The organism is Gordonia jinghuaiqii (genome assembly GCF_014041935.1).
GTDB classification, from domain to species: Bacteria; Actinomycetota; Actinomycetes; order Mycobacteriales; family Mycobacteriaceae; genus Gordonia; species Gordonia jinghuaiqii.
Window position 1 is genome coordinate 1,583,567 of the sequence record NZ_CP059491.1, and the last position, 20,609, is coordinate 1,604,175.

The window sequence follows — 20,609 nt, forward strand, 5'->3', positions numbered from 1 at the left end:
TCTCGATCAGCAGTAGGTATCGCTCAGCGACACCTACTGCTGATTCTTTTATGGGCTGAGTCGTGCCGAAGGCCCCGGCATCACTTGGACAAGGCAGGCTTCCCGTGCGAATCCAGCCACGCCTGACCGGCTTTCGCGGCCCGTGACAATGCCAGGCGCTCGCCCAGGTAGGTCGCCGGTGCGCCGACGATGGGGATGTAGCCCAGCATGCGGAACAAGACCATCGGTTGCGGACGCTTCTCGAACTCGTCGTCGACCGCCCGGAGCAGCTTGGCAGCATCCCAGATGGCCCGGAACAACGACTTCTCGCGATCCTTGGGGTCGGCGGGCAGCTGAGGTGCGGACTCGCCGGCGATGTCGGGAGGAGAGATGTCGCGCCCGCACAGCACCGATGCGAGGAGCTGCACCTGGCGGCCGCGGTCGGTGACGTCGTACTCGCGGGCGATGGCGACGAGCACCATCGCCTGGTTGGCGAAACCGAGGTACGGGGTGATCGGGAGCCGCTTGGCCCACACGCCGAAGACTCCGGGGAAGGCGACGACGCCGGTGTTCAGCGTCCCGATGCGGGTCACCCACCAGCTCGCACGCTTGTCTATCGACCGCTCGGTCCACCCCTTGGTGCCGGGCCAGTCGGCGACGTCGAGGAGTTTCGACGCCGCGTGCTGGGCCTGCGCGAGAGGGGACCCGGAGTGGTCGTCGTCGTGGAAGGTGTGGCTCTTCAAACCCAGTGGGTCGCGCTCGGCGAGCGCGTCGAGAACCGGATTGATCACCCCCACCGCATTGTCGAGAACTCCGGCCAATTGCTGATCAGACATCCGAGGCACCGGACCAGCCTAGCGGCAGGCGAGGCGTTTGGGAGGGTGTGCGGTGGGGCTGCTAAAGTGGCTTCCGGTTGGTCGCACGATGACCTCCCGGGGCTATGGCGCAGTTGGTAGCGCGACTCGTTCGCATCGAGTAGGTCTGGGGTTCGATTCCCCATAGCTCCACCGAATACCGCAGTTCAGACGGCCTCACCCGCGCTTCGGGTGGGGCCGTCTTTCACGTCGACCAGCGGAAACCCACCGGAAACCGGGCGAGGCGATCGAGGACGTGCCGCACATCGCCGGTCACTCGCTTGCGCTGCGCGTCGTGCCGGCGCGTTGCGCTCGTCGCCGGTGCACCCCCGAGCACCGCGATACCACCACGAGGTTTGGTGGTTTCGGCCGGTCGCCCGGTGACGCGGACCGACGGCGGGTAGACTGGGCTCAACTGGATTGAACATCTGACAGACCCTCTGTTGGCGTCTCCGGTGCCGGACGGGCAACTCATCCGTCTGGAGACCAGGTCAGGTGGCAAGTGATAACCCCAGCTTCTCGCATTCTCGATTCCCGGTTCGCACGCGGTTCGGTCACGTCGTTCGTCGTGTCGGCTCACGATATTGCGGGCCTGCTGTGAAGACGTTGCCCCTGCTGGGGCCTGCCCGCGTGCGATTCGGTAGCGATCCGGCCGCCCCTGTGGGTGGCGCGTGGTACCCGTACACCATTCAGCTCGCCGACGAGCTGCCCGGAGTACTCGCCGCGGCGAGCACACTCATCGGTGACATCACCGGCATCGACGTCAACTGGTCGAGCTTCCGGCGCCTTCCCGGCCTGGATTCACCGGATTCGCCGCTGACCCCTCCGCTCATGACGCTCACGGCGGGCAAGAAATCAGTGACACTGCTGGTCATCCCGCACCGGACCGTGTCGTCGCTGGCAGCCATTCTGCTCCGCCAGGCGAGCAACAGCGCGATCCCCGCCGGTCAGGCTCACTCGCTGGAATACCGTCGGGCCGAACGCATACTGGAACTCGCCGGACGGTCGCTGACGCCGGACGTCGCCGCCGTCTGACACCACCGACGAGACACCCTGGCCGCACACGCCGTCGATGACGTGTGCGGCCAGGGTGTTTTCGGGCTCGGGCCGTACTAGAGCGAGTCGAGCAGGTCTCGAACCTCGCCCGGCACCGACTCGGCCGTGGCCGAGTGTGCCGACGCGAATGTCACCGGGCACGATTCGTAGACCTCGCGCAGTCCGGCAGCCAGCCAGGAGCGGTCGTTACGCGAGGCGTACCGGAGCGGTCCACCGTGCCACCGGGGGAAGGCGAAGCCGCTCACCAGCGCGACGTCGACATCCGATGCCTGAGCTGCGACACCGTCGGCAAGTAGGCCGACGGCCTCGGCCACCATCGCGGCGATGACGCGCCGGACGATGGTCTCGTCGTCAAAGTGCCTCGGTACGATGGCTTTTCGTGCACGCTCGGCGTCGATGACGGCGGCGACGGACGGATCCGGGGTACCGGTTCGGCCGCCGTCGGCGTACGAGTACCACCCGGCGCCGGTCTTGCGTCCGAGCCGGTCGGCCTCGCACAGCAGATCGGGGATCCGCACGTATCGCTGCTCCGGGTCGCGGGTGGCGGCCAGGCGCTTGCGTCGTGCCCAGGCGATGTCCAGACCCGACATGTCGGCCACCGCGAACGGGCCCATCGCGAAGCCGAACCCGACCAGGGCGCGATCGACCTGCTCGGGGGAGCACCCGTCCTCGACGAGGAACTCGCACTGCGCGCGGTACGCGGCATAGACACGGTTGGCGACGAACCCTTCGCCGACGCGGGCGCGGATACCGGTCTTGCCGATCCGCCGGACGACCGACGAGGTCGCCGCGATCACCTCGGGTGAGGTCCTCGCGGTCTCCACCACCTCGACGAGCCGGTTGAGATGAGCCGGGTTGAAGAAGTGGAGCCCGACCACTCGCGACGGATCGGATACCACCGAACCGATGTCGTTCAGATCGAGATACGAGGTGTTGCTGGCCAGAATCGCGCCGGCAGGGGCCATCTCGTCCAGGGAACGGAACAAGCTGCGCTTGACCTCGAGGTCCTCGAAGACCGCGTCGATGACCATGTCTGCGGCGCGCACCGCCTCGGACAGATCGGTCGTGGTGGTCAGAACAGGCTCGTCCCGACCGGCTTTCGCCGCAGCCGTTGCCGCGATCTCGACCGCCCGCCCGAGTGCCTCGGGGTTGGTGTCGGTGATCGTGGTGGCGAATCCCTTGAGCACCAGGGCCGCCGCGATCGAGGCCCCCATCGTGCCGGCACCCACCACGGTCACCGTGTTCACGCCGGGTACCCCGGCGGTGGGTGTCCCCGCACGCAGTGCCTTCGCCGCCGCACGCTCGGCGAAGAACAGATAGCGCAACGACGCGGCCTCCTCCGATTCCCGGAGCCGCGTGAAGATCTCACGTTCGGCGGCCAGCGCCGCATCCCCGGATTCGGACGTCGATCGGCGTACGGCCTCGATCGCCTCGAGGATGTGCGGGCGATTCTTGCCCTTCTTCGCCACACGGGCGGCCGTCGCGGCGAACTCTGCCGGGACCAGTTCCGGCGCAGGCGATTCCCGAAGAACACGGGTGGAACCGGTGCGGGCGGCGGTTACCGCATGAGCCACCAGGTCGTCGTCGACGAGCACGTCGAGGATTCCGAGATCGCATGCGACCTCTGCGGAGATCCTCGCCGCGGTGGCGATCAGTTCGACCGCCTTCGTCGCGCCGACCAGTCGTGGCAAGCGGACCGTGCCGCCCGCACCGGGGATGATGCCCAGCCCGACCTCGGGCAGCCCGACGACCGCGCTGCGGTCGGCGACCCGGATGTCGCAGCCAAGCGCGAGTTCGAATCCGCCGCCGAGCGCCAGGCCGCTGATCGCGGCCACCACCGGCACCGGAAGCGATTCGATCGCGGCGATGACCGCGGGCAGCTGGGGTTCGGCCAGGGGGCCGTCGAACTCCCTGATGTCGGAGCCGGAGTAGAAGTTCGCACCCGCGCCGGTGATCACCACACCTCGGAGGCCAGGGGTTTCCGCAGCCTTGCCGAGTTCGGCGAGGAGTCCGCTGCGGACCGCGTGTGATCCGGCGTTGATCGGCGGGTTGTCGATGGTCACCACCACGACGTCACCGTCGAGGTGGCTGCTGCACACCGTCATGGTCATCCCTGCCCTTCTACGATGCGGACGAGTGCGTCGACCGCGCGCACACCGTGTCCGACCCCGTTGATGAGCAGCGGGTTGATCTCGGCCTCGAAGACGCCGTTGCCGGGCCGCTCGGCGATGGCGGACAGCGCGACGATGGTGTCGACAATCGCCTCGACGTCACCGTGCTCGCGGCCGCGGAACCCGCGAAACAGCTCTAGTGCCTTGACCTCTCGGGTCATTTCCAGTGCGGCCTCGCGAGAGACGGGCGCGGTGCGGAGGCTGCGGTCGCGATGGATCTCGGCCAGCTCCCCGCCGGCGGCCAGCATCACGATCGGACCGGCGTCGGGGTCCACGCGATAACCCACCAGGACTTCTCCCAGGCCGGACACCATGGGCTGCACCAGAATCCGCCGAACTCCCACGTCCGGTCGATGCTCGGCGACAGACCCGGCGATCCGCACCACGGCATCTCGCAGCTGCTGTTCGTCGCCGATGTGGAGTACGACGCCACCGACATCGGACTTGTGGGCGATCCTCGAATCCAGCACCTTCGCGACGACCGGGTAGGAGAACGGAAGGGAACCGATGGTCGTCTGGCCCGCGTCGTCGGGGACGTCGAGGACGACCGCCGGGGCATGCGGGATCGACAGCGAGTCGAGGAAGCCGTAGGCCTCGACCTCATCGAGAACCCGAGACGGCGAGGACTCCGCCGGTGGGGTCACGACCGGAGTCGCGCTGTGCGGGAGTCGACGACGGAACGTCGCCGCGACGACGTCGGCGCATGCCTCCGGCGTACGGAAGGCGGGGATACCCTCGTCGGCCAGCAGTGTCAGAGCATCTGGAGCGTCGGGTACGACGAACGCGGCCAGGGGAGTGGGCGCATCTTTGGCGTCGATGAGCGCCCGCAGTGCCAGCTCGGGGTTGAACCGGGCCGACGAACCGACCACGGCGATGAGCAGATCGAACTCTCCGGTGCCGAGCAGCACCTCGAGTGCCTGACTCATCACCTCGTATTTCGTGCCGGCCAGCGTCACGTCGACGATCCGGGCAGGGGCGGCCTCGACGCCGCGGCGAGCGAGCTCGGCGAACGTGTCGTCCGATGCCCGTTGCACGTCGATGCCGCGGACGCCGAGCTGGTCGACGACCATCGCGGCACCACCGCCGGTCGTGGTCACGACCCCGACGCGCGGCGCAGGCGAACCGGCCGGCCGAATCGGGAGACGGGCCGCCAGCGGTGCGCATTCGAGAAGGCCGTCGATGGTGTCGACGCGCGCGATCCCGTTGTCGGCGAAGAACTCCGCGGCGACGTCGTCGGCCCCGGCGAGGGCCCCGGTGTGCGAGACGGCGAGTTCGGCTGCCGCGTCGGAGCGTCCGAGCTTGTAGACCGTGACCGGCTTACCCCGTTCGGCGGCACCGCGGGCGAATTCACGGAGCTTGTCGGCGCCGCGCAGATTCTCGAGGAACAGCAGGTAACTCGTCACCGCGGGGTCGTCGAGCGTGGCGGCGCACAGCTCACCGACGGACAGGTCGCATTCGCCGCCGGTGGAGACCAGTCCGGCGAATCCGATTCCGCGGGCCATGCCGCGTGAGGCCAGCGCACCGATCATCGAACCGGATTGCGACGCAACGAACGTCGATCCGCCGGGCAGATCCTTCTCGGCGAACGCGGCGTTGGCGGTCAATACCAGGCCGTTGTTCGGGTTGGCCACACCCAGACTGCTGGGGCCGATGAGGCGCACACCGCAGGTGCGGGCGGTCTCGATCAGGCGGCGTTCGCGTTCGATGCCGGCGGGTCCGCTCTCGCTGAAGCCGCTGGCGAGGACGGTGGCCACGGTGACCCCGAGACGCCCGCACTCCTCCACCGCGGCGACCGCGGCGTCGGAGCCGGTCATGATGAACACGTGCTCGGGTACCTCTGGCAACTCGGTCAGCGACGGCCACGCCTGCTCGCCCTGGACCGTGTCGCGGCGAGGATTGACCGGGTAGATGCGGCCGTGGTAACCGCTGGCGCGCAGGAACTTCAGCGGGCGGCCCGTGGTCTTGGCGGGGTCGTCGGATGCTCCGACCAACGCGATCGACGACGGTGAGAGGATCGCGTGCGACAGGTCCGAAGTGGCCGGTGTGGTGCGGTGATCGCTGGTCATGATCAGCCCCTCCGCTGGCTGAAGCGACGCCCGAAGACGTTCTCGGCGATGCGGTTCTGCAGGACCTCGATCGAGCCGCCGGCGATCATCCAGCCGCGGGTGCGGCGGAAGCAGTACTCGGCGAGGGCTTCCTGGCTGTAGCCGGTGCCGCCCATCACCTGGACGGCCTCGTCGGCGGCGTGGAACCCGGCCCGGTTCGCGGCGAGCTTGGCGGCTGCGGTGTTGTAGGCGGTCGGCAGACCGTTCTCGTCGAGGTCGGTCACGGCCCGGTAGAGAAGCAGCTGCGCGCTGTCGAGTTCGACGGCGCAATCGGCGAATTTCCATTGCAGACCCTGGAATTCGCACAGGGGTCGGCCGAACTGCTCGCGGGTCAGTGCGTAGTCGCGGGCGAGGTTGAACGCATGGCGACCGAGCGCGAGGGCGCGGGTGGAGTTGCCGAGTCGCTCCACGTTGAACCCGGTGATCTGCTTCTTGAAGCCGCCCTCGCCGAGCAGCACGTTCTCCTTCGGGATCCAGCAGTCGTCGAAGTACAGCTGGCACCACTTCTCGCCGCTCATGAATTCGGTCGGCTGCCCGAAGGTCAGCCCCTCGGTGCCGCGTTCGACGAGCACCGAACCGATTCCGCCGGTACCGGGACCGAATCGGACGTAGACGAGGAAGAAGTCGGCGTCGACGCTGTGGGTGCCGAAGACCTTGGTGCCGTTGATCCGGTAACCGGCACCGTCTTCGGTTGCGGTGGTGGTCAATTCGGTGACGGCGGAGCCTGCCTCGGGTTCGGTCATGCCGAGGCCGATGATCTTCTCGCCGGACATGAGGCCGGGGAGGAAGCGTTCGCGCTGCTCGTCGTTCGCGTACTGGGCGAAGGTGCGGATGGCACCGAAGTTGCCCGCCTGCACGAGGTCGGCGGAGGTGGGGCAGTGCAGTGCCACTTCGTAGATGGCCTGTACCGCGCTCATCAGATCGCCGCCCTGGCCGCCGTGTTCCTCGGGGATGGTGATGCCGAGCAATCCCTGTGCGGCGAGGGTCTTGTTGAGTTCGCGGTCGAGGCTGTGTGCGTGGGCGCGACCGAGCGCGTCGGGCGCGAGTTTGGCGGCGGCGAAACGGCGCACCACCTCGGCGAACTCGCGATGTTCGGAGTTGAGGGTGAGGTCCATCGGATTCTCCTTTGAGTAGGGCGATCCGAGTGCTCCGACTCGGAGTCGATTATTCGTGGTTCGGGAACGAGACCGGGAGGTTCTGGCGCATCGACAGCGCGAGCACGCAGAAGGTCCACCGGAATCGACATCACGGCTGCGCATTCAGGCGCAGGGTGTTGGTGCGGCGGGCCGAAGCCGCGAGGCCCTCGCCCGGTCGGGCGAGTCCCTCGTAGCCGGTTAGGCGAGTCCCTCGTAGAGGGAATCGGCCTCGTTGTCCAGACTGAGGTTGACCGTGTAGGTGTAACGGTCTCCGCGGTAGTAGGACTCGACGTAGTCGATCGGCTTCTTGTCCGGGCCGAAGATCACGCGGGTGACGGTCAGTACCGGCGCCCCCTGCGGCAGGTCCAGCCGCGCGGCGATCTCGGCGTCGGCGATGTCGGCCCTGATGGACTGCCGTGCGCTCGCGAGTTCGATGCCGGAATTGACGAGGACGGTCATCAGCGAATCACGTTCGAGCTTGTCCTCGTCGATCAGGTCACCGACCTTCGCTGGCAGATGATCGACGCTGTAGGCGAAGATCCGTCCGTCGAAGTGCCGGGTACGGGACACCCGGACGACGGAATCGTCGGTCAGTTCCAGCGCCGACCGAACCGATTCCGACACCGGCGCGTGCCGTTCGATCCGAAGGTCTTTGACGCCAGAGCGTTTGGTCTCGCGCATCAGTTCCGACAGCGATCCGTTGAAGTGCTGACCGACCTGGGCGGCCGCGGCCGGGAGCACGCGTGTGCCGCGTCCGCTGCCCCTGCTCACGAGACCTTCCGACACCAGTACGCCGACGGCCTGGCGGGCGGTGACCCGGCTGACCGAGTACGTCGACATCAGCTGCGGCTCGGACGGCAGTGTCGATCCGACGGGGTATTCGCCCGAGAGGATGCGCCGACGGAGATTGTCGGCGAGCTGGTGGTAAAGCGGCAGGGCTGCCTCGGGGTCGAGGGCAGATGCGCTCATCAACTCTCCCGGCTCGTCGACGCTGCGATTGTGGTCCCGGGTCGTGGTGGGACCCGGGACACCTGACTTCGCATTGTAGTGATGCGAGTCGGTTCGAAGTGAAGGCACGGTCGATTCCTCGTCAGGGTTCGCGATCAGTCGGTTCCGGCGGCATCGATGCCCGCCATCTCCTCGTACAGCCGGATCAGCGCGACACTGTCGAGCTGGCCGAGCCCCTTTGCGCGGCCGGCCTCGAAGATCTGGTGGATGGCGGCGGCGGCCGGCATCGAGAACGACTCCTCGTGGGCCACGGTCAGAGCCAGCCGCAGGTCCTTCTCGGCGAGATACAGGGCGAAGCGCGGACTGAGGTCCTTCTCGAGGACGTACGGGATTCGCTTGGAGAAGTGGAACGAGCGGCCACCGGACTGGTTGATGACGTCGTAGAGACGCTGCCCGTCGAGTCCGAGCTTGCGGCCGAGAGCGAACGCCTCCACGGCGACGGCGACGTTACCCATGGCCATCTGGTTGTTGACGATCTTGATGGCCTTGCCCTTGCCCACCCCGCCGACGTGCTGGATCACGCCGATGGCGTCGAGGAATGGCCTGGCCGCCTCGAGGTCGGCGTCGGACGCGCCGACCATCAGGACGAGTCGGCCCTCGCGGGCTTCGGGCGGCCCGCCGGAGACCGGGGCGTCGACGACGCGCACATCGAGTGGCAGTGCCTGCGCGGCGATCTCTTCGATGGTGGAGGGCAGCGTGGTGCTCAGGTCGATCAGCATCTTGCCGCGGAGCTGGGCCAGCAGCCCGGTGTCGAGGACCGCGGCACGCAGGATGCGGTCGTCGGGCAGGCTCGTGAACACGACGTCGAGTCCGGCGACCGACTCGTCGGTCATGATGCTCGCCCCCTGATCGGTCAGGCGGGTCACGGCCTCGGGGTCGAGGTCCCGGACGAAGGTCTGGAAACCGGCGGTGACGAGGCGGTGGGCCACCGAACCGCCCATGGCGCCGAGTCCGATGATGCCGACCGAATAGGTCGCGGCGTCCGCGGGAATGCTGGATGTCTCTGGAGCAGTGGTCATGTCGATACCTGTCTATCCGTAGAAGCCGATGATCGTTTTCAGTTGGCTGTATGCGTGCAGTGCCTGGACGCCCTTTTCGCGCCCGATCCCGCTCTTGCGGTAGCCGCCGAACGGCGACTCGACACCGCCGCCGCCGTACCGGTTGATGAAGACCTGCCCGGCGCTGAGGCCGGCCGCCGCGCGATGGGCCGTGGTGAAGTCACGCGTGAAAATGCCTGCGGCGAGGCCGTATTCGCTGTCGTTGGCGATCTGGATCGCCTGCTCGAGGTCGGTGAACCGCAGGATCGACTGCACGGGACCGAAAACCTCTTCCCGGGCGATCGTCATCGTGTTGTCGACGCCGGTCAGCACGGTCGGCTGCACATAGAAACCACCGGGATGGTCCGGTACGTCGGCGCGTCCGCCGCCGGCTGCGAGGGTGGCACCGTCGTCGACGGCGCCCGCGACCTTGGCCAGCACCTGCTCGACCTGCGCCGCCGAGGACAGGGGGCCGAGATCGGGATCGTCGAGCCCCCGGCCGGGCCGTAGCGGGGCGACCTTGTCGACGAGCCGTCGAACGTAGTCGTCGTGGATGCTGTCCTGCACGATCACCCGGGTGCAGGCGAAGCAGGACTGGCCGGAGTTGCGGATGATCGCGTTGGCGCCTGCGTCGACGGCCGCGTCGAGATCGGCGTCGGCCATGACGATCAACGGTGACTTGCCGCCGAGTTCGAGGTGTACGGGGACCGCCCGGCGTGCCGCGGCGGCCATGACCTGGGACCCGGTGCTCACCGATCCGGTGAAGCTCACGTGCCGGACGAGGGGGTGATCGACCACCGCGCTTCCGGTTGACCTGCCAAGTCCGACAACGATGTTGACGACACCCGGCGGGATTCCGGCCTCGTCGGTCAACCGCCCGAATTCCAGTGCCGTCGAGGGGGTGAGTTCCGAGGGTTTGATCACCACCGTGTTCTTTGCGGCCAGGGCGGGCGCGACACCGCGAGCCAGCTGGCTCAGCGGTGCATTCCACGGCACGATCTGCCCGACGACTCCGTACGGTTCGTACCGGGAGAACGACAGCACGCCGTCGTCGGTGGGGAACACCTCGCCGTTCGTCTTGTCGCACAGAGCGCCGTAGAACTCGAAGTACTTGGCACTGGCCTCGACATCGGCCCTGGCCTGTCGCAGTGGTTTGCCGGTGTCGAGGCTCTCCAGGTGTGCGAGCCGGTCCTGGTTGCTCCGCAACAGACCGGCCAGCGTGAGCAGCGTGCGCCCGCGATCGAGATCGTTGATCGAACGCCAGGTCTCGGCAGCAGCGTCGGCTGTCGTCACCGCCCGGTCGACGAGGGCAGTCGAGCATCCCGCGAGGGCGTCGAAGTGCTCGCCGGTGGAGGGATCGATCTGGCTGATCGGGGCATCGTCGCCGTCGACGGAACGGCCAGCGATCCAGGCTGAGCCCTCGACCGTCCGAAGCAGAGATAGGTCCGTCATGGTCACTTCCCAATGGATGTAGATTCACTCGCAAGTATGAACGTCCTAACGTTAGCATGTTTGTCTCGGAGGTCACGTTCACCTGGTTGTTGACCGTAGGTCCTAACGTTGCTACCTTCGTGACTGGCATCACGTGACCCACGGTTGTTTGATGTCAGGACCGGTGCACAGGGTTGTTGCCGTCGGGGCGGGGCCCGGTCCGGCCGGCAGCGTCCGTGGGCTTGTCGGCCTCTGTCTGCGTTCCTTCCGGTGAGATCCCAACGAGGTACCCCATGTGTCCGTCCGCACCCACGACTACCGTGTCGTCAGCAGGGGTGCGGCGACGTGGGCGGGGATCGTCCCGGGAGACCGCGGCAGGTCTCCATCGTCATGTGGCGGCTCTGTTTCGGGCCGGCTCGTCGTCGCGAACCGCGTCGGAGCCGAGATGAGTACAGGTCACCCCGAGAATTTTCAGAACAAGGACAGTCGAGTGACTCAACAAACCGTGCCCCCGGCACCGAATACGCAGGCTGCTTCCCCGGACAAGGGGGTGAGGAAGGCCATCTGGATCGGCGGGGTCGGCTCCGCGATCGAGTACTTCGACTTCACGGTGTACGCCTTTCTGGCGACCACCATCGCGGTGGTCTTCTTCCCCTCGTCGGATCCGGCCACGGGCCTGCTGCTGGCGCTCGCCGTGTTCGCGGCGTCCTTTGTGTTCCGGCCCCTCGGCGGCCTGGTCATCGGTCACATCGCCGACCGGCACGGGCGTCGGCCCGCGCTGATCCTGGCTGTCGGCGGCATGGGTGTGGCCACCGCGAGTATCGGCCTGCTGCCGAGCTATGAGTCCGCCGGAATCCTCGCGCCGATCCTGCTGGTGACGGCCCGGATCGTCCAGGCCCTTGCCGCCGGCGGTGAAATGGGCGGCGCGGGAACATATGTCGCAGAAGCCGCGCCGCGGGAGAAGCGTGGCTTCATCACCAGTACGACGATGCTCGGCCTGATGGTCGGCACCCTGATGGGCTCGTTCACCGTGGCCATGCTCAAACTGGCACTGACCGAGGACGAGCTCATCTCCTGGGGTTGGCGGGTGCCGTTCTATCTCTCTGTCGTGTTCACGGTGATCGCCGTGGTCTTCCGCAAGAAGATGGAAGAGTCGCACAAGTTCGAAGACATCAAAGAGCAGACGGCGACCAAGGCGCCGGCGACCATCCTGTTCCGGCAGCACGGCAAGATCGTCCTGCTGACGACCATGATCGCACTGACCTCACAAGCGTCGTACTACCTGGTGTTCACCTATCTGGGGACGTATTTCACCAGGGCCGATCTCATCGACTCGGGGTCCGCGGCCGTCGCCAGCACAGTGGCGCTCGCCGTTGCCACCGTGCTGATCCCGGTGTGGGGCAAGCTCTCCGACCGAATCGGGCGCAAGCCGATCCTGATCGCCTCGGTGGGTTCGACCCTCGTCTTGATCTACCCGCTGTTCATGTTCATGGGGACCGGGCCGGTAGCGGCGGTCATCGGGCAGATCGTCTACGGGTTGCTCGTGTCCGCACATCTCGGTGTCCTCGTCGCCGTGATCGCCGAGATGTTCCCCACCAACGTGCGAAGCTCCGGCTTCTCGATGGGATTCAACTTCGCCGCGATTCTCGGCGGCGGTACCGCGCCCTATATCTCGACCTGGCTGATCGAGGAGACCGGCAGCCTGCGATCGCCGGCGTTCTTCATCATGCTGGTGGCATCCCTCTCTCTCATCGGCGCGTTGCTGATCAAGGAGTCGAAGGGCACGGAACTGCCGGTCTGAGGCGGCAGAAGCCGAAGCCGACCTCACCCGGCACCACCAGCGGACAGGAGTCACCTCATGAGCGACCCATTCGAGCTCTACGCCATCAGACTTGCCCACGCCGACCGGCCCGCGCGCGACAACTTCCTCCGCGGGCCGGCACGCGAGGGGACGATGCGCATGGACTTCGACATGTGGGTGGCCCGCAACGGGGAGCGGATCGTGGCGATCGACTCGGGCTTCAGTGTCGAGGGCGGATCGCACCGCGGCCGCCATCTCGAGCGAACCCCAACCGACGCCCTGCGCGAGCTGGGCATCGACCCCGAGTCGGTCACCGATGTGGTGGTCACTCACCTGCACTACGACCACGCGGGCAACCTCGATCACTTCCCGGCCGCGCGTATCTGGGTGCAAGAAGCGGAGGTGGCCTACGTGACCGGTGCGGCGATGCGACATCCGGAGTTGAGCCACTTCTTCGAGGTCGACGACGTGTGCGCGCTGCTGAAGGAGTCCTTCAGGGGCCGGGTCAACCAGGTTGCCGGGCAGGTCACGCTCGCCGAGGGTCTGGAGCTGCACCTCGTCGGCGGGCACACGCCCGGCCTGCAGGTGGTCAGGGTGCTCACCGAACGCGGATGGGTGGTACTCGCCTCCGACGCGCTGCACTACTACGAGAACTTCGAACGACGCAACCCGTTCCCGGCGATCGTCGACGTGGTGCAGATGATGGACGGCTACGACCGGCTCCTGGAACTCGCGCCCGGGCTCGAGCACATCGTGCCCGGACACGATCCTGCCGTCATGGAACAGTACGGGGCCGGGTCGGCCGGATTGCCGGACGGCATGGTCGCCCTGCATCACCGCCCGGCCCCGGAACAGGTTGCGGCCGTCGAGGATTGACCGCGCGTCGGCCGGACTGCGGTGGTGGGCCCGCACCGCCGGGGTCGGGTTTGCCCGAACCGCCGCGTCCCCGTGGCCACCGGGTCCGGTCAAACGCCCCACCCGCCCGAAGCGGGGCTGTTAGCTTCTGAGCGATGAGGTCCTCGAAATTGCTGTTGGGGCTGGTGGTGTCGGTGCTGACCGGCGTGCTCGCGGCCACGGCGGCGCCGGCGCGGGCAGACGCCCTGCCGGTCACCTACAACTTTCTCTCCGGCATCCCGGCCGAACTCACCAACCCCGGCGGTTCACTGCCCGGGGCCAACGACTGGAACTGCACGCCGTCGGCCCGCCACCCGAACCCGGTCGTCGTGGTCCACGGGACCGGGGGATCGCAGCAGACCAACTGGGGTACCTATGTCCCGCTCCTGAAGAACGAGGGGTACTGCGTCTTCACGCCGACGTACGGTGCGATCAAGGGCGCGCCGTGGCCGATCAGCGCCATCGGCGGGATGGGGCTGATGTCGGAGAGCGCGCGCGAACTGGGCGGCTTCGTCGCCGAGGTGCGGCGCGCGACGGGTGCATCGAAGGTCGACATCGTGGGGCATTCGCAGGGAACCGTGGTGCCGGCGTACTACGCGAAGTACCTCGGTGGCGCGGACAGCATCGACAAGTATGTCTCCCTGGCGCCGGTGTGGCGGGGGACGACGGTGGCCGGCGCCGGCGCCATCGGCCCGTTCGTCCGGGGCCTGGGCGTGCGGCCCGAACAGGTTCCGTTGTGCCAGGCCTGTTTCGACCTCGATCCCGGTGCGGCGTTCCTGCGCAAGATCGCCGAGGGCGGCTACTATCTCCCGAACATCGAGTACACCAACATCGCCACACGCTACGACGAACTCGTCGTCCCGTACTGGTCCGGTCTTCCGCCTGGAGGGTCGAATGTCCGCAACATCGTTGTGCAGGACGGTTGTTCGGTCGACTACACCGAACACGCGGGATTGGCGGGGTCGCGACGAGCCGCCGACTTCGTGCTGAACGCGCTCGACCCCGAACATCCACGTCGCGTGCCGTGCGACCGCGCCGCACCGTTCACCGGAAGCCCGTTCTGACCCGCGTCCACGAGCCCGCCGAGGCGAGGGTGCGGCGTCGTCGACGGCTGCGCGCCGCGCTCGTGATCGCCACCGCCGCAGCGCTGTTGCTGCCGATGGCTGTCACCACGGCCCCGGCGCGCGCGGACGTGCCGGGGCTCGGTCCCGGTTTCGAATTCGGGGTGGCCCAATCGGGTTTCCAATCCGAGGGCGTCAACCGTGATTCCAACTGGCTGCGGTACGGACGCCAGGGCAAGGTCGATCACCCGGTCGGGAACGCCGTCGACTTCTATCACCGATACGCCGAGGACATCGCGCGCGCAGAGTCGCTGGGCGTCGGCATCTATCGCACGTCGGTCGAGTGGTCGCGCGTGGAACCGTCTCGCGGCCGGGACGATCCGGCCGGCTGGGCCTTCTACGACCGGGTGATCCGCGCCGTCGTCGACGCCGGGATGCGGCCGATGATCACGCTCAACCATTGGGTGCACCCGGGGTGGGCGGTGGATCTCGGTGGTTGGAACCGGCCGGGGATGGCCGGTGACATGGTGGCCTTCGCATCGCGGGTCGTCGATCGGTACGCATGGGCCGATCCGCTGTGGATCACGTTCAACGAGCCGACCGAGTATGTTCGCCGTGAACTGATGTACGGCGGGGTGTCTCCGGCGAATGTGGGTTTGATGGCCGACGGGATCGTCGACGCGCACCGGGCGATCCACCGGCACATCCATCGCGTCCAGCCCCGAGCGCAAGTGTCGTCGAACATGGCGTATTACCCCATCGTGGGCGTGCAGTCCTGGCTGGAATCGGTTTTCCCGCAACGTATGCGCGACACGATGGACTTCGTCGGCGTCGATCACTATTACTCGTTCTCGGTCACCGATGCATCCGTGGCCTACGGCGCGCTCGGCGAGTTCTGGCGGAGTTCGCAGGCGCCGGAGAGTATCTACTACGTGCTACGGCATGTGGCGCAGCAGTTTCCGGGGAAGCCGATTCGGATCATCGAGAACGGGTTGGCCACCGATCCGCACGGGCGACGTCCGGACGGTTACCGTCGAGCCGATCATCTGCGCGACACGGTGTACTGGCTACAGCGTGCCGCGCAGGACGGGATCGACATCGTCTCCTACAACTACTGGAGTCTCACCGACAACTACGAGTGGGGCGACTTCGACGCCCGGTTCGGCCTGTACACCGTTGACATACAACGCGATCCGACGCTGACGCGGCATCGCACCGACGGTGTCGAGGCGTACCGGCAGATCACGCGGGCCGGCGGCGTGCCCGGGGGGTATCGCCCGACGCGACTGCCGGTGCCGTGCTCACTGGTTGCGGTTCCCGACAGCTGCGCAGATCCCGCGGTGGTGCGCTAGGCCTTCCGTTCGGCGTAGGGCCGCTGGCGTCGGCTCGACGACGGTCGTACACTCAAACGACCCCGACGGCCCGCAGTCCCGCCGAGGTGACCGCCGCCAGGATCACGACCAGCGCGAGCGGAGCCCTCAGCAGTGCCGCGGCCACTCCGACGGTCACACCCGCCGGCCGTGCCCAACCGGCGAGATCATGCCCGACGAAGAGTGCGCCGGTCAGCGCCACGGTGACCAGGAGGACCACGGTGGCCCGATCCATCAGCTTCTCCGCTGTCGCGGACACCGAGATCCGGTTGCGCAGAACCGGTCCCGCGACACGCATCGCGTAGGTTCCGGCGGCCAGTACGGCGACACCGATCCCCAGCGCAAGACCCGAGGTCATCGGTCCCTCCCGTGGACGGCGCCGTCCGAGCATCGGGGGGCCGCCGCGTCCGCCGAGGCCACCTGATGACCGGTCTCGCCGCCCGGCAACCGATTTCGCATCCCCCGCACGGCCTCGACCGCCACGAACCCTCCGAGTGCGCCGATGACGGGCAGTCCGGCCGGAAGGAACGGCGTCGACGCCACCGCGACGGCCCCGCCGACGGCGACAGCCGCCCAGGTCGCGCGCTCCCGGAGTGCCGGTATGGCGAGGGCGGCAAGCAATGCGGGGAACGCTGCGTCGAGTCCGAGGCGCTCCGGATCTGCCAGCACGCCACCGAGTCCGGCCCCCAGTGCTGCGCCGAGGGGCCAGGACAGGAGGACTCCCACGCCGCAGAGTAGGAATGCGGCCCGTGCGCGTCGGGGTTCCGATTCGGCGGTGGTCATCGCCGCGGTCTCGTCGTTGATCAGGTGGGCGCCGAACAGGATCTCGGGCACACTGCGGAGGTGCTTGCCGACCGCGAGTCCGTATCCGAAGTTGCGTGTGTTGACCAGCAGCCCGGCGAGGGCGGCCAGTATCGGCACACCGCCCGCTGCCAGGATTCCGACGAAGACGAACTCCGACGAGCCCGCGAGCACGAGGGTGGCGATGAGCACGATCTGCCACAGGGTGAGGCCCGCACCATGCGCAGCCACGCCGTATGACGCGCCGATCACCAGGATCGACACGCACATCACGGCGACGGCGCGGAGTGTCGCAGAGTCCAATGTTCTCCAAGCCGAACGCATGGACACTATAGTGAACACCATGGACTTGTTCGTCAAGATGGACGATCGGACGGTTTGGTGAACGCTTCGCGGACGGTCAACCCCAAAGAGCTGGTCGCGGCGTCGTTGAAGCGGGAACGCCTGCGTGCCGGGCTGTCGCTGACCGAGCTGGCGCGACGCGCCGGTATCGGCAAGTCGACGCTGTCGCAGCTGGAATCGGGGGAGGGAAACCCCAGTGTGGAGACGCTGTGGGCGCTCTCCACGGCGCTGGGGGTGCAGTTCTCGGCGCTGCTGGATTCGCCTGCGCCGACCGTGGAGGTCATCCGGCTGGGCGAGGGGCCGGTCATCCCGGCCGCCGACGCGGACTATTCGGCGACCCTGCTCTCCACGGCCAGGCCGGGCTCGCGTCGCGACATGTACGTGATCAGGGCCGAGCCCGGAAAACCGCGGGTGTCGGCGCCGCACGCGCGCGGGGTCGTCGAGCATGTCGTCATCAGTGCCGGCCGTGCGCGGCTCGGGCCGAGTGATGCCACCGAGGTGCTCGAGGCCGGTGACTACATCTCCTATCCCGGTGATGTGGAGCACGTCTTCGATGCGCTCGAACCCGGCACCGTCGCGGTGATGCTGAGCGAGGCCTTCTGATCCGCACTCCCAGTGCGGCAGGGTATTCAGGCGCGTCAGATGCTCGATCGGTGAGGTTTTCGCCGGCTGGGCAGGTCGGCGGGGCCACCCGAGGGCGCATCGATCCGACTGGCGAAAAGCGACCTGCGTCACAACGATTCGCGGGATTGGTTACCTGCGCGTACTGTTGCTGAAAGTGATGCGCCCTCAGGGGCCGCGTCTAGCGTCGTAGAACGCCTCTCTCGCAGGTCGGTACACACAGAGATGTCGGCCACCTGTCATTGACTTTCATACGGCGAACGAGCCCGCGTACCCGCGTGTTCGCCACCGGCACCGACCCTCGGCACTGTTACTCCGTGCTTCTCGCGTGCCATGCACAGGAAGAACCCTGCTCACGCAATGACTGCTGTACTCGAAACACCCCTGGCAACCGTGACTCCGGATGCCGCACCCTCGGCCGATAGCACGCCGTCCTTCGAATCCTTGGGCGTCCCAGCCGAACTGGTGAAGGTCCTGGCCTCGCAGGGCAAGATCGACGCCTTCCCGATCCAGGTCGACACCCTGCCCGACACCCTCGACGGCAAGGATGTCCTCGGCCGCGGCAAGACCGGCTCGGGCAAGACCCTCGCCTTCTCCATCCCGCTGGTCGCAGGACTGGCCGAGATGGAGGTCAAGCGTTACGTCGGTGCGCCCACCGGCCTCATCCTCGCGCCGACCCGCGAGCTCGCGACCCAGATCGCGGCCGTCGTCGAGCCGCTCGCCGCTGCCGTCGGCCTGACCGTGACCACCGTTTTCGGTGGTGTGAAGCAGACCCGTCAGGAGCAGGCGTTCCGCCGTGGCGTCGACATCGTCGTGGCCTGCCCGGGTCGCCTCGAGGATCTGATGCGTCAGGGCGTCGTCCGCCTCGACGAGGTGGAGGTCACCGTCATCGACGAGGCCGATCACATGGCCGACCTCGGCTTCCTGCCGGTCGTCACCAAGATCCTGGCGGCCACCCCGCCAGGCGGCCAGCGGATGCTGTTCTCGGCAACCCTCGACAACGGCGTGGACAAGCTCGCCAAGCGCTTCCTCAACAATCCGGTCACCCACTCGGTGGACTCCGAGGAGTCGCCGGTCGCCGCGATGACCCACCACGTCTTCGAGGTGTCGTCCGCCGACAAGGCCGGCCTCGTCTCCGAACTGGCCTCGGGCGCCGGTCGTCGCATCCTCTTCATGCGGACCAAGCACCAGGCCAAGAAGCTCGCCCGCAAGCTCACCGACGAGGGAATCCCCGCGGTCGACCTGCACGGCAACCTCAGCCAGGCCCAGCGTGACCGCAACCTCGCCGCATTCGGCGAAGGTGACGTGCGCGTCCTCGTGGCCACCGACGTCGCCGCCCGTGGCGTGCACGTCGACGCCATCGAGCTCGTCGTCCACGTCGATCCGCCGGCCGAGCACAAGGCCTACCTGCACCGCTCGGGACGCACCGCGCGCGCCGGCACCTCGGGTGATGTCGTGACCGTGTGCCTGCACGAGCAGCGTCGTGAGCTCTCGCAGCTGCTGCGCAAGGCCAAGATCAAGGTCACCCCGATCAGCGTCGATCCCAAGTCCGGCGCCGTCGACGATCTTGTCGGCGAGCGCGCACCCCGCGTCTCGGCGGCGGCACGTGCCGCGGCTGAAACCGCGCGTGGCGGCGCCCAGGGTGGGCGTTCGCAGGGTGCTCGCCGCGGCGGCGGCGGCCGTCCGGGACGTGGTCGTGGCGACAACGGCGGCCGTACCGATACTCGCGGTGAGGCCCGTGGCGAGAGCCGCGGCAGCCGTGGTGACAACCGCGGTCGTCCGGCACGCGACGAGTCGCGTACCGCCGGAAGCGGCTCGCAGCGTCGTTCTTCGGGTGCACCGCGGACGTCCGACGCACGCTCGGCCGGACAGACGCGCTCGGCCGGACAGTCACGCTCGGGCGATCAGCCCCGCTCGGGCGGGCGCCCGCAGGGGCGTCGTGCGAGTCGTCCCGCAGGTTCGCCTGCCTGACGCTCAGCCAACACTGATGTGAAACAGTTCCTGCCCGCCTGTACTCAGGCGGGCAGGAATTTTTGTGCCAGGCGTGGTGCCAGCCATGGCTTGGCTCCCCAGGCGATGGCCTTGCCGGTGATCCCCACCCATGCGGTGGAGAGGCGGCCGTACCCGGCAAGCAACGCCGTGGTCGGGTCGACGCTGATGTGGACGTCGGGCCGACGGGGTCGAGGGGGATCGATCACCAGCTCGCCGTCGGTGAACTCGTAGAGGTGTCTCTCGCCGCAGCCGCGGAGCCGGATGTCGTAGGTGCCGTTGTGTCCGACCGCGTTGGCCGTGTCGACCCAGCCCGGCAGGATCTGCTGCCGGGCGCGGATGATCATCAGCACCACCTCGGGTTCGACCCACCAGCGGGCCCCGATCGCACGCGCTATGTCATGGCCGTGCACCACGAACTCGCCGATCAGAAGCCCGAGTGCGGCGTCGGCGCGGATCAGGAGATCCCCGTCGTAGTGCATCTTCGGGACCTGTGCGTGAAAGTGCGACACCTCGTCGACCAGGGTGTTCAGGTCGTCGATCAGTTGTCGTGAAAGAGCCCCGACGTCTCTGGTCGGCAGGTTGGCGATCTGCTTGGCGTTGAAATCGGGCACGTCCACGGCGTTGCAACACCATTCGCCCTCGCCGTGGGCGAGACCGAGGAAGCGTGACGGCGCCAGGGCGACATGGCCGAGGCAATCGGTCAGTGTCCAGCCGGGCGTCTCGGACAGTCTCGTGTCGGGGTCGTCGACGGCGGCGACGAGCTCGACGAACCGCTCGCCGGCGGCCACTGCCGCGTCGATGTAGTCGAAACGCGAGAACATCCCGCCATGTTTGCTCCCCGATGTCTCGTGCGGCCCCCACATGGGGGTCGAGACTACTCCCGGGACCGGCACTCCGCGCGACCCTGCGCGACATCGGCACCGGACGCGCCCGGGGTGCGTCGACGAAGA

General features: G+C 67.7%; 18 protein-coding genes and 1 tRNA gene. 8 read left to right on the plus strand and 11 right to left on the minus strand.

All coding sequences use genetic code 11. From position 1 onward, the window contains the following. Positions 1-80 precede the first annotated feature (80 nt). Positions 81-824 (minus strand): hypothetical protein, encoded by a 744-nt coding sequence (locus tag H1R19_RS06995; RefSeq protein WP_188330000.1) that lies wholly within the window; start codon positions 822-824, stop codon positions 81-83. A gap of 89 nt (positions 825-913) precedes the next feature. Here H1R19_RS06995 and H1R19_RS07000 point away from each other — a divergent pair. Beyond that, positions 914-986, plus strand: a tRNA-Ala gene (locus H1R19_RS07000). Between the two features lie 52 nt (positions 987-1,038). Here the strand turns inward: H1R19_RS07000 and H1R19_RS07005 are convergent. After that, positions 1,039-1,248, minus strand: coding sequence for a hypothetical protein (locus tag H1R19_RS07005; protein WP_219851063.1), 210 nt, complete (start codon positions 1,246-1,248; stop codon positions 1,039-1,041). A 182-nt stretch (positions 1,249-1,430) separates the two neighbouring features. On the opposite strand from H1R19_RS07005, the gene H1R19_RS07010 reads away from it, so the two are divergent. Beyond that, entirely contained in the window at positions 1,431-1,868 is a 438-nt protein-coding gene (locus tag H1R19_RS07010; RefSeq protein ID WP_188329999.1) for a DUF5994 family protein, read from the plus strand. Between the two features lie 77 nt (positions 1,869-1,945). On the opposite strand, the gene H1R19_RS07015 is transcribed toward H1R19_RS07010, so the two are convergent. The 6 genes from H1R19_RS07015 to H1R19_RS07040 form a co-directional block, all read right to left on the minus strand. After that, the gene (locus H1R19_RS07015; RefSeq protein ID WP_188329998.1) at positions 1,946-4,000 is read right to left on the minus strand and encodes a 3-hydroxyacyl-CoA dehydrogenase NAD-binding domain-containing protein; all 2,055 of its coding nucleotides are present in this window, start codon (positions 3,998-4,000) and stop codon (positions 1,946-1,948) included. Continuing rightward, entirely contained in the window at positions 3,997-6,126 is a 2,130-nt protein-coding gene (locus tag H1R19_RS07020; protein WP_219851064.1) for an acetate--CoA ligase family protein, read from the minus strand. Before H1R19_RS07020 ends, H1R19_RS07015 begins: the two co-directional genes overlap by 4 nt. Before the next feature lie 2 nt (positions 6,127-6,128). Continuing rightward, the gene (locus H1R19_RS07025; protein WP_219851065.1) at positions 6,129-7,280 is read right to left on the minus strand and encodes an acyl-CoA dehydrogenase family protein; all 1,152 of its coding nucleotides are present in this window, start codon (positions 7,278-7,280) and stop codon (positions 6,129-6,131) included. A gap of 219 nt (positions 7,281-7,499) precedes the next feature. Then, positions 7,500-8,270 (minus strand): GntR family transcriptional regulator, encoded by a 771-nt coding sequence (locus H1R19_RS07030; protein ID WP_188329995.1) that lies wholly within the window; start codon positions 8,268-8,270, stop codon positions 7,500-7,502. A gap of 134 nt (positions 8,271-8,404) precedes the next feature. Then, the gene (locus tag H1R19_RS07035; protein ID WP_188329994.1) at positions 8,405-9,328 is read right to left on the minus strand and encodes an NAD(P)-dependent oxidoreductase; all 924 of its coding nucleotides are present in this window, start codon (positions 9,326-9,328) and stop codon (positions 8,405-8,407) included. Between the two features lie 12 nt (positions 9,329-9,340). Then, positions 9,341-10,798 carry an aldehyde dehydrogenase family protein gene (locus tag H1R19_RS07040; protein ID WP_219851066.1) on the minus strand — a complete coding sequence of 486 codons (1,458 nt, stop codon included), beginning with the start codon at positions 10,796-10,798 and terminating at the stop codon, positions 9,341-9,343. 469 nt (positions 10,799-11,267) lie between these two features. On the opposite strand from H1R19_RS07040, the gene H1R19_RS07045 reads away from it, so the two are divergent. From H1R19_RS07045 to H1R19_RS07060, 4 genes are all read left to right on the plus strand, one after another. Then, on the plus strand, positions 11,268-12,578 hold the full coding sequence (locus H1R19_RS07045; protein WP_219851067.1) for an MFS transporter: 1,311 nt from the start codon (positions 11,268-11,270) through the stop codon (positions 12,576-12,578). Positions 12,579-12,635: 57 nt separating this feature from the next. Further along, positions 12,636-13,454 (plus strand): N-acyl homoserine lactonase family protein, encoded by an 819-nt coding sequence (locus H1R19_RS07050; protein WP_219851068.1) that lies wholly within the window; start codon positions 12,636-12,638, stop codon positions 13,452-13,454. A gap of 134 nt (positions 13,455-13,588) precedes the next feature. Next, a complete protein-coding gene (locus tag H1R19_RS07055) occupies positions 13,589-14,536 on the plus strand; it encodes an esterase/lipase family protein (protein WP_219851069.1) in 948 nt (315 codons plus the stop codon). Between the two features lie 95 nt (positions 14,537-14,631). Next, a complete protein-coding gene (locus H1R19_RS07060) occupies positions 14,632-15,885 on the plus strand; it encodes a family 1 glycosylhydrolase (RefSeq protein ID WP_219851550.1) in 1,254 nt (417 codons plus the stop codon). A gap of 52 nt (positions 15,886-15,937) precedes the next feature. Here the strand turns inward: H1R19_RS07060 and H1R19_RS07065 are convergent, their stop codons facing one another. Both H1R19_RS07065 and H1R19_RS07070 read right to left on the minus strand, forming a co-directional pair. Beyond that, on the minus strand, positions 15,938-16,261 hold the full coding sequence (locus H1R19_RS07065; protein WP_219851070.1) for an AzlD domain-containing protein: 324 nt from the start codon (positions 16,259-16,261) through the stop codon (positions 15,938-15,940). Beyond that, entirely contained in the window at positions 16,258-17,028 is a 771-nt protein-coding gene (locus tag H1R19_RS07070; RefSeq protein ID WP_219851071.1) for an AzlC family ABC transporter permease, read from the minus strand. Before H1R19_RS07070 ends, H1R19_RS07065 begins: the two co-directional genes overlap by 4 nt. A 57-nt stretch (positions 17,029-17,085) precedes the next feature. Between H1R19_RS07070 and H1R19_RS07075 the strand changes: the two genes are divergently transcribed. Beyond that, positions 17,086-17,649 carry a helix-turn-helix domain-containing protein gene (locus H1R19_RS07075; RefSeq protein ID WP_188329987.1) on the plus strand — a complete coding sequence of 188 codons (564 nt, stop codon included), beginning with the start codon at positions 17,086-17,088 and terminating at the stop codon, positions 17,647-17,649. Positions 17,650-18,027: 378 nt separating this feature from the next. Continuing rightward, positions 18,028-19,638, plus strand: a complete 1,611-nt coding sequence (locus H1R19_RS07080; RefSeq protein WP_188329986.1) for a DEAD/DEAH box helicase — start codon at positions 18,028-18,030, stop codon at positions 19,636-19,638. Positions 19,639-19,682: 44 nt separating this feature from the next. Here H1R19_RS07080 and H1R19_RS07085 read toward each other — a convergent pair whose 3' ends face one another. After that, entirely contained in the window at positions 19,683-20,480 is a 798-nt protein-coding gene (locus tag H1R19_RS07085) for a maleylpyruvate isomerase N-terminal domain-containing protein (RefSeq protein ID WP_219851072.1), read from the minus strand. Positions 20,481-20,609 lie beyond the last annotated feature (129 nt).

What these genes read in the sequence shown, in the direction of transcription:
- H1R19_RS07015 (WP_188329998.1), bottom strand. Translation starts at nt 4,000, where the DNA reads ATGACCATGACGGTGTGCAGCAGCCACCTCGACGGTGACGTCGTGGTG.
- H1R19_RS07020 (WP_219851064.1), bottom strand. Translation starts at nt 6,126, where the DNA reads ATGACCAGCGATCACCGCACCACACCGGCCACTTCGGACCTGTCGCAC.
- H1R19_RS07025 (WP_219851065.1), bottom strand. Translation starts at nt 7,280, where the DNA reads ATGGACCTCACCCTCAACTCCGAACATCGCGAGTTCGCCGAGGTGGTG.
- H1R19_RS07030 (WP_188329995.1), bottom strand. Translation starts at nt 8,270, where the DNA reads ATGAGCGCATCTGCCCTCGACCCCGAGGCAGCCCTGCCGCTTTACCAC.
- H1R19_RS07035 (WP_188329994.1), bottom strand. Translation starts at nt 9,328, where the DNA reads ATGACCACTGCTCCAGAGACATCCAGCATTCCCGCGGACGCCGCGACC.
- H1R19_RS07040 (WP_219851066.1), bottom strand. Translation starts at nt 10,798, where the DNA reads ATGACGGACCTATCTCTGCTTCGGACGGTCGAGGGCTCAGCCTGGATC.
- H1R19_RS07050 (WP_219851068.1), top strand. Translation starts at nt 12,636, where the DNA reads ATGAGCGACCCATTCGAGCTCTACGCCATCAGACTTGCCCACGCCGAC.
- H1R19_RS07055 (WP_219851069.1), top strand. Translation starts at nt 13,589, where the DNA reads ATGAGGTCCTCGAAATTGCTGTTGGGGCTGGTGGTGTCGGTGCTGACC.
- H1R19_RS07060 (WP_219851550.1), top strand. Translation starts at nt 14,632, where the DNA reads ATGGCTGTCACCACGGCCCCGGCGCGCGCGGACGTGCCGGGGCTCGGT.
- H1R19_RS07065 (WP_219851070.1), bottom strand. Translation starts at nt 16,261, where the DNA reads ATGACCTCGGGTCTTGCGCTGGGGATCGGTGTCGCCGTACTGGCCGCC.
- H1R19_RS07070 (WP_219851071.1), bottom strand. Translation starts at nt 17,028, where the DNA reads ATGCGTTCGGCTTGGAGAACATTGGACTCTGCGACACTCCGCGCCGTC.
- H1R19_RS07080 (WP_188329986.1), top strand. Translation starts at nt 18,028, where the DNA reads ATGACTGCTGTACTCGAAACACCCCTGGCAACCGTGACTCCGGATGCC.
- H1R19_RS07085 (WP_219851072.1), bottom strand. Translation starts at nt 20,480, where the DNA reads ATGTTCTCGCGTTTCGACTACATCGACGCGGCAGTGGCCGCCGGCGAG.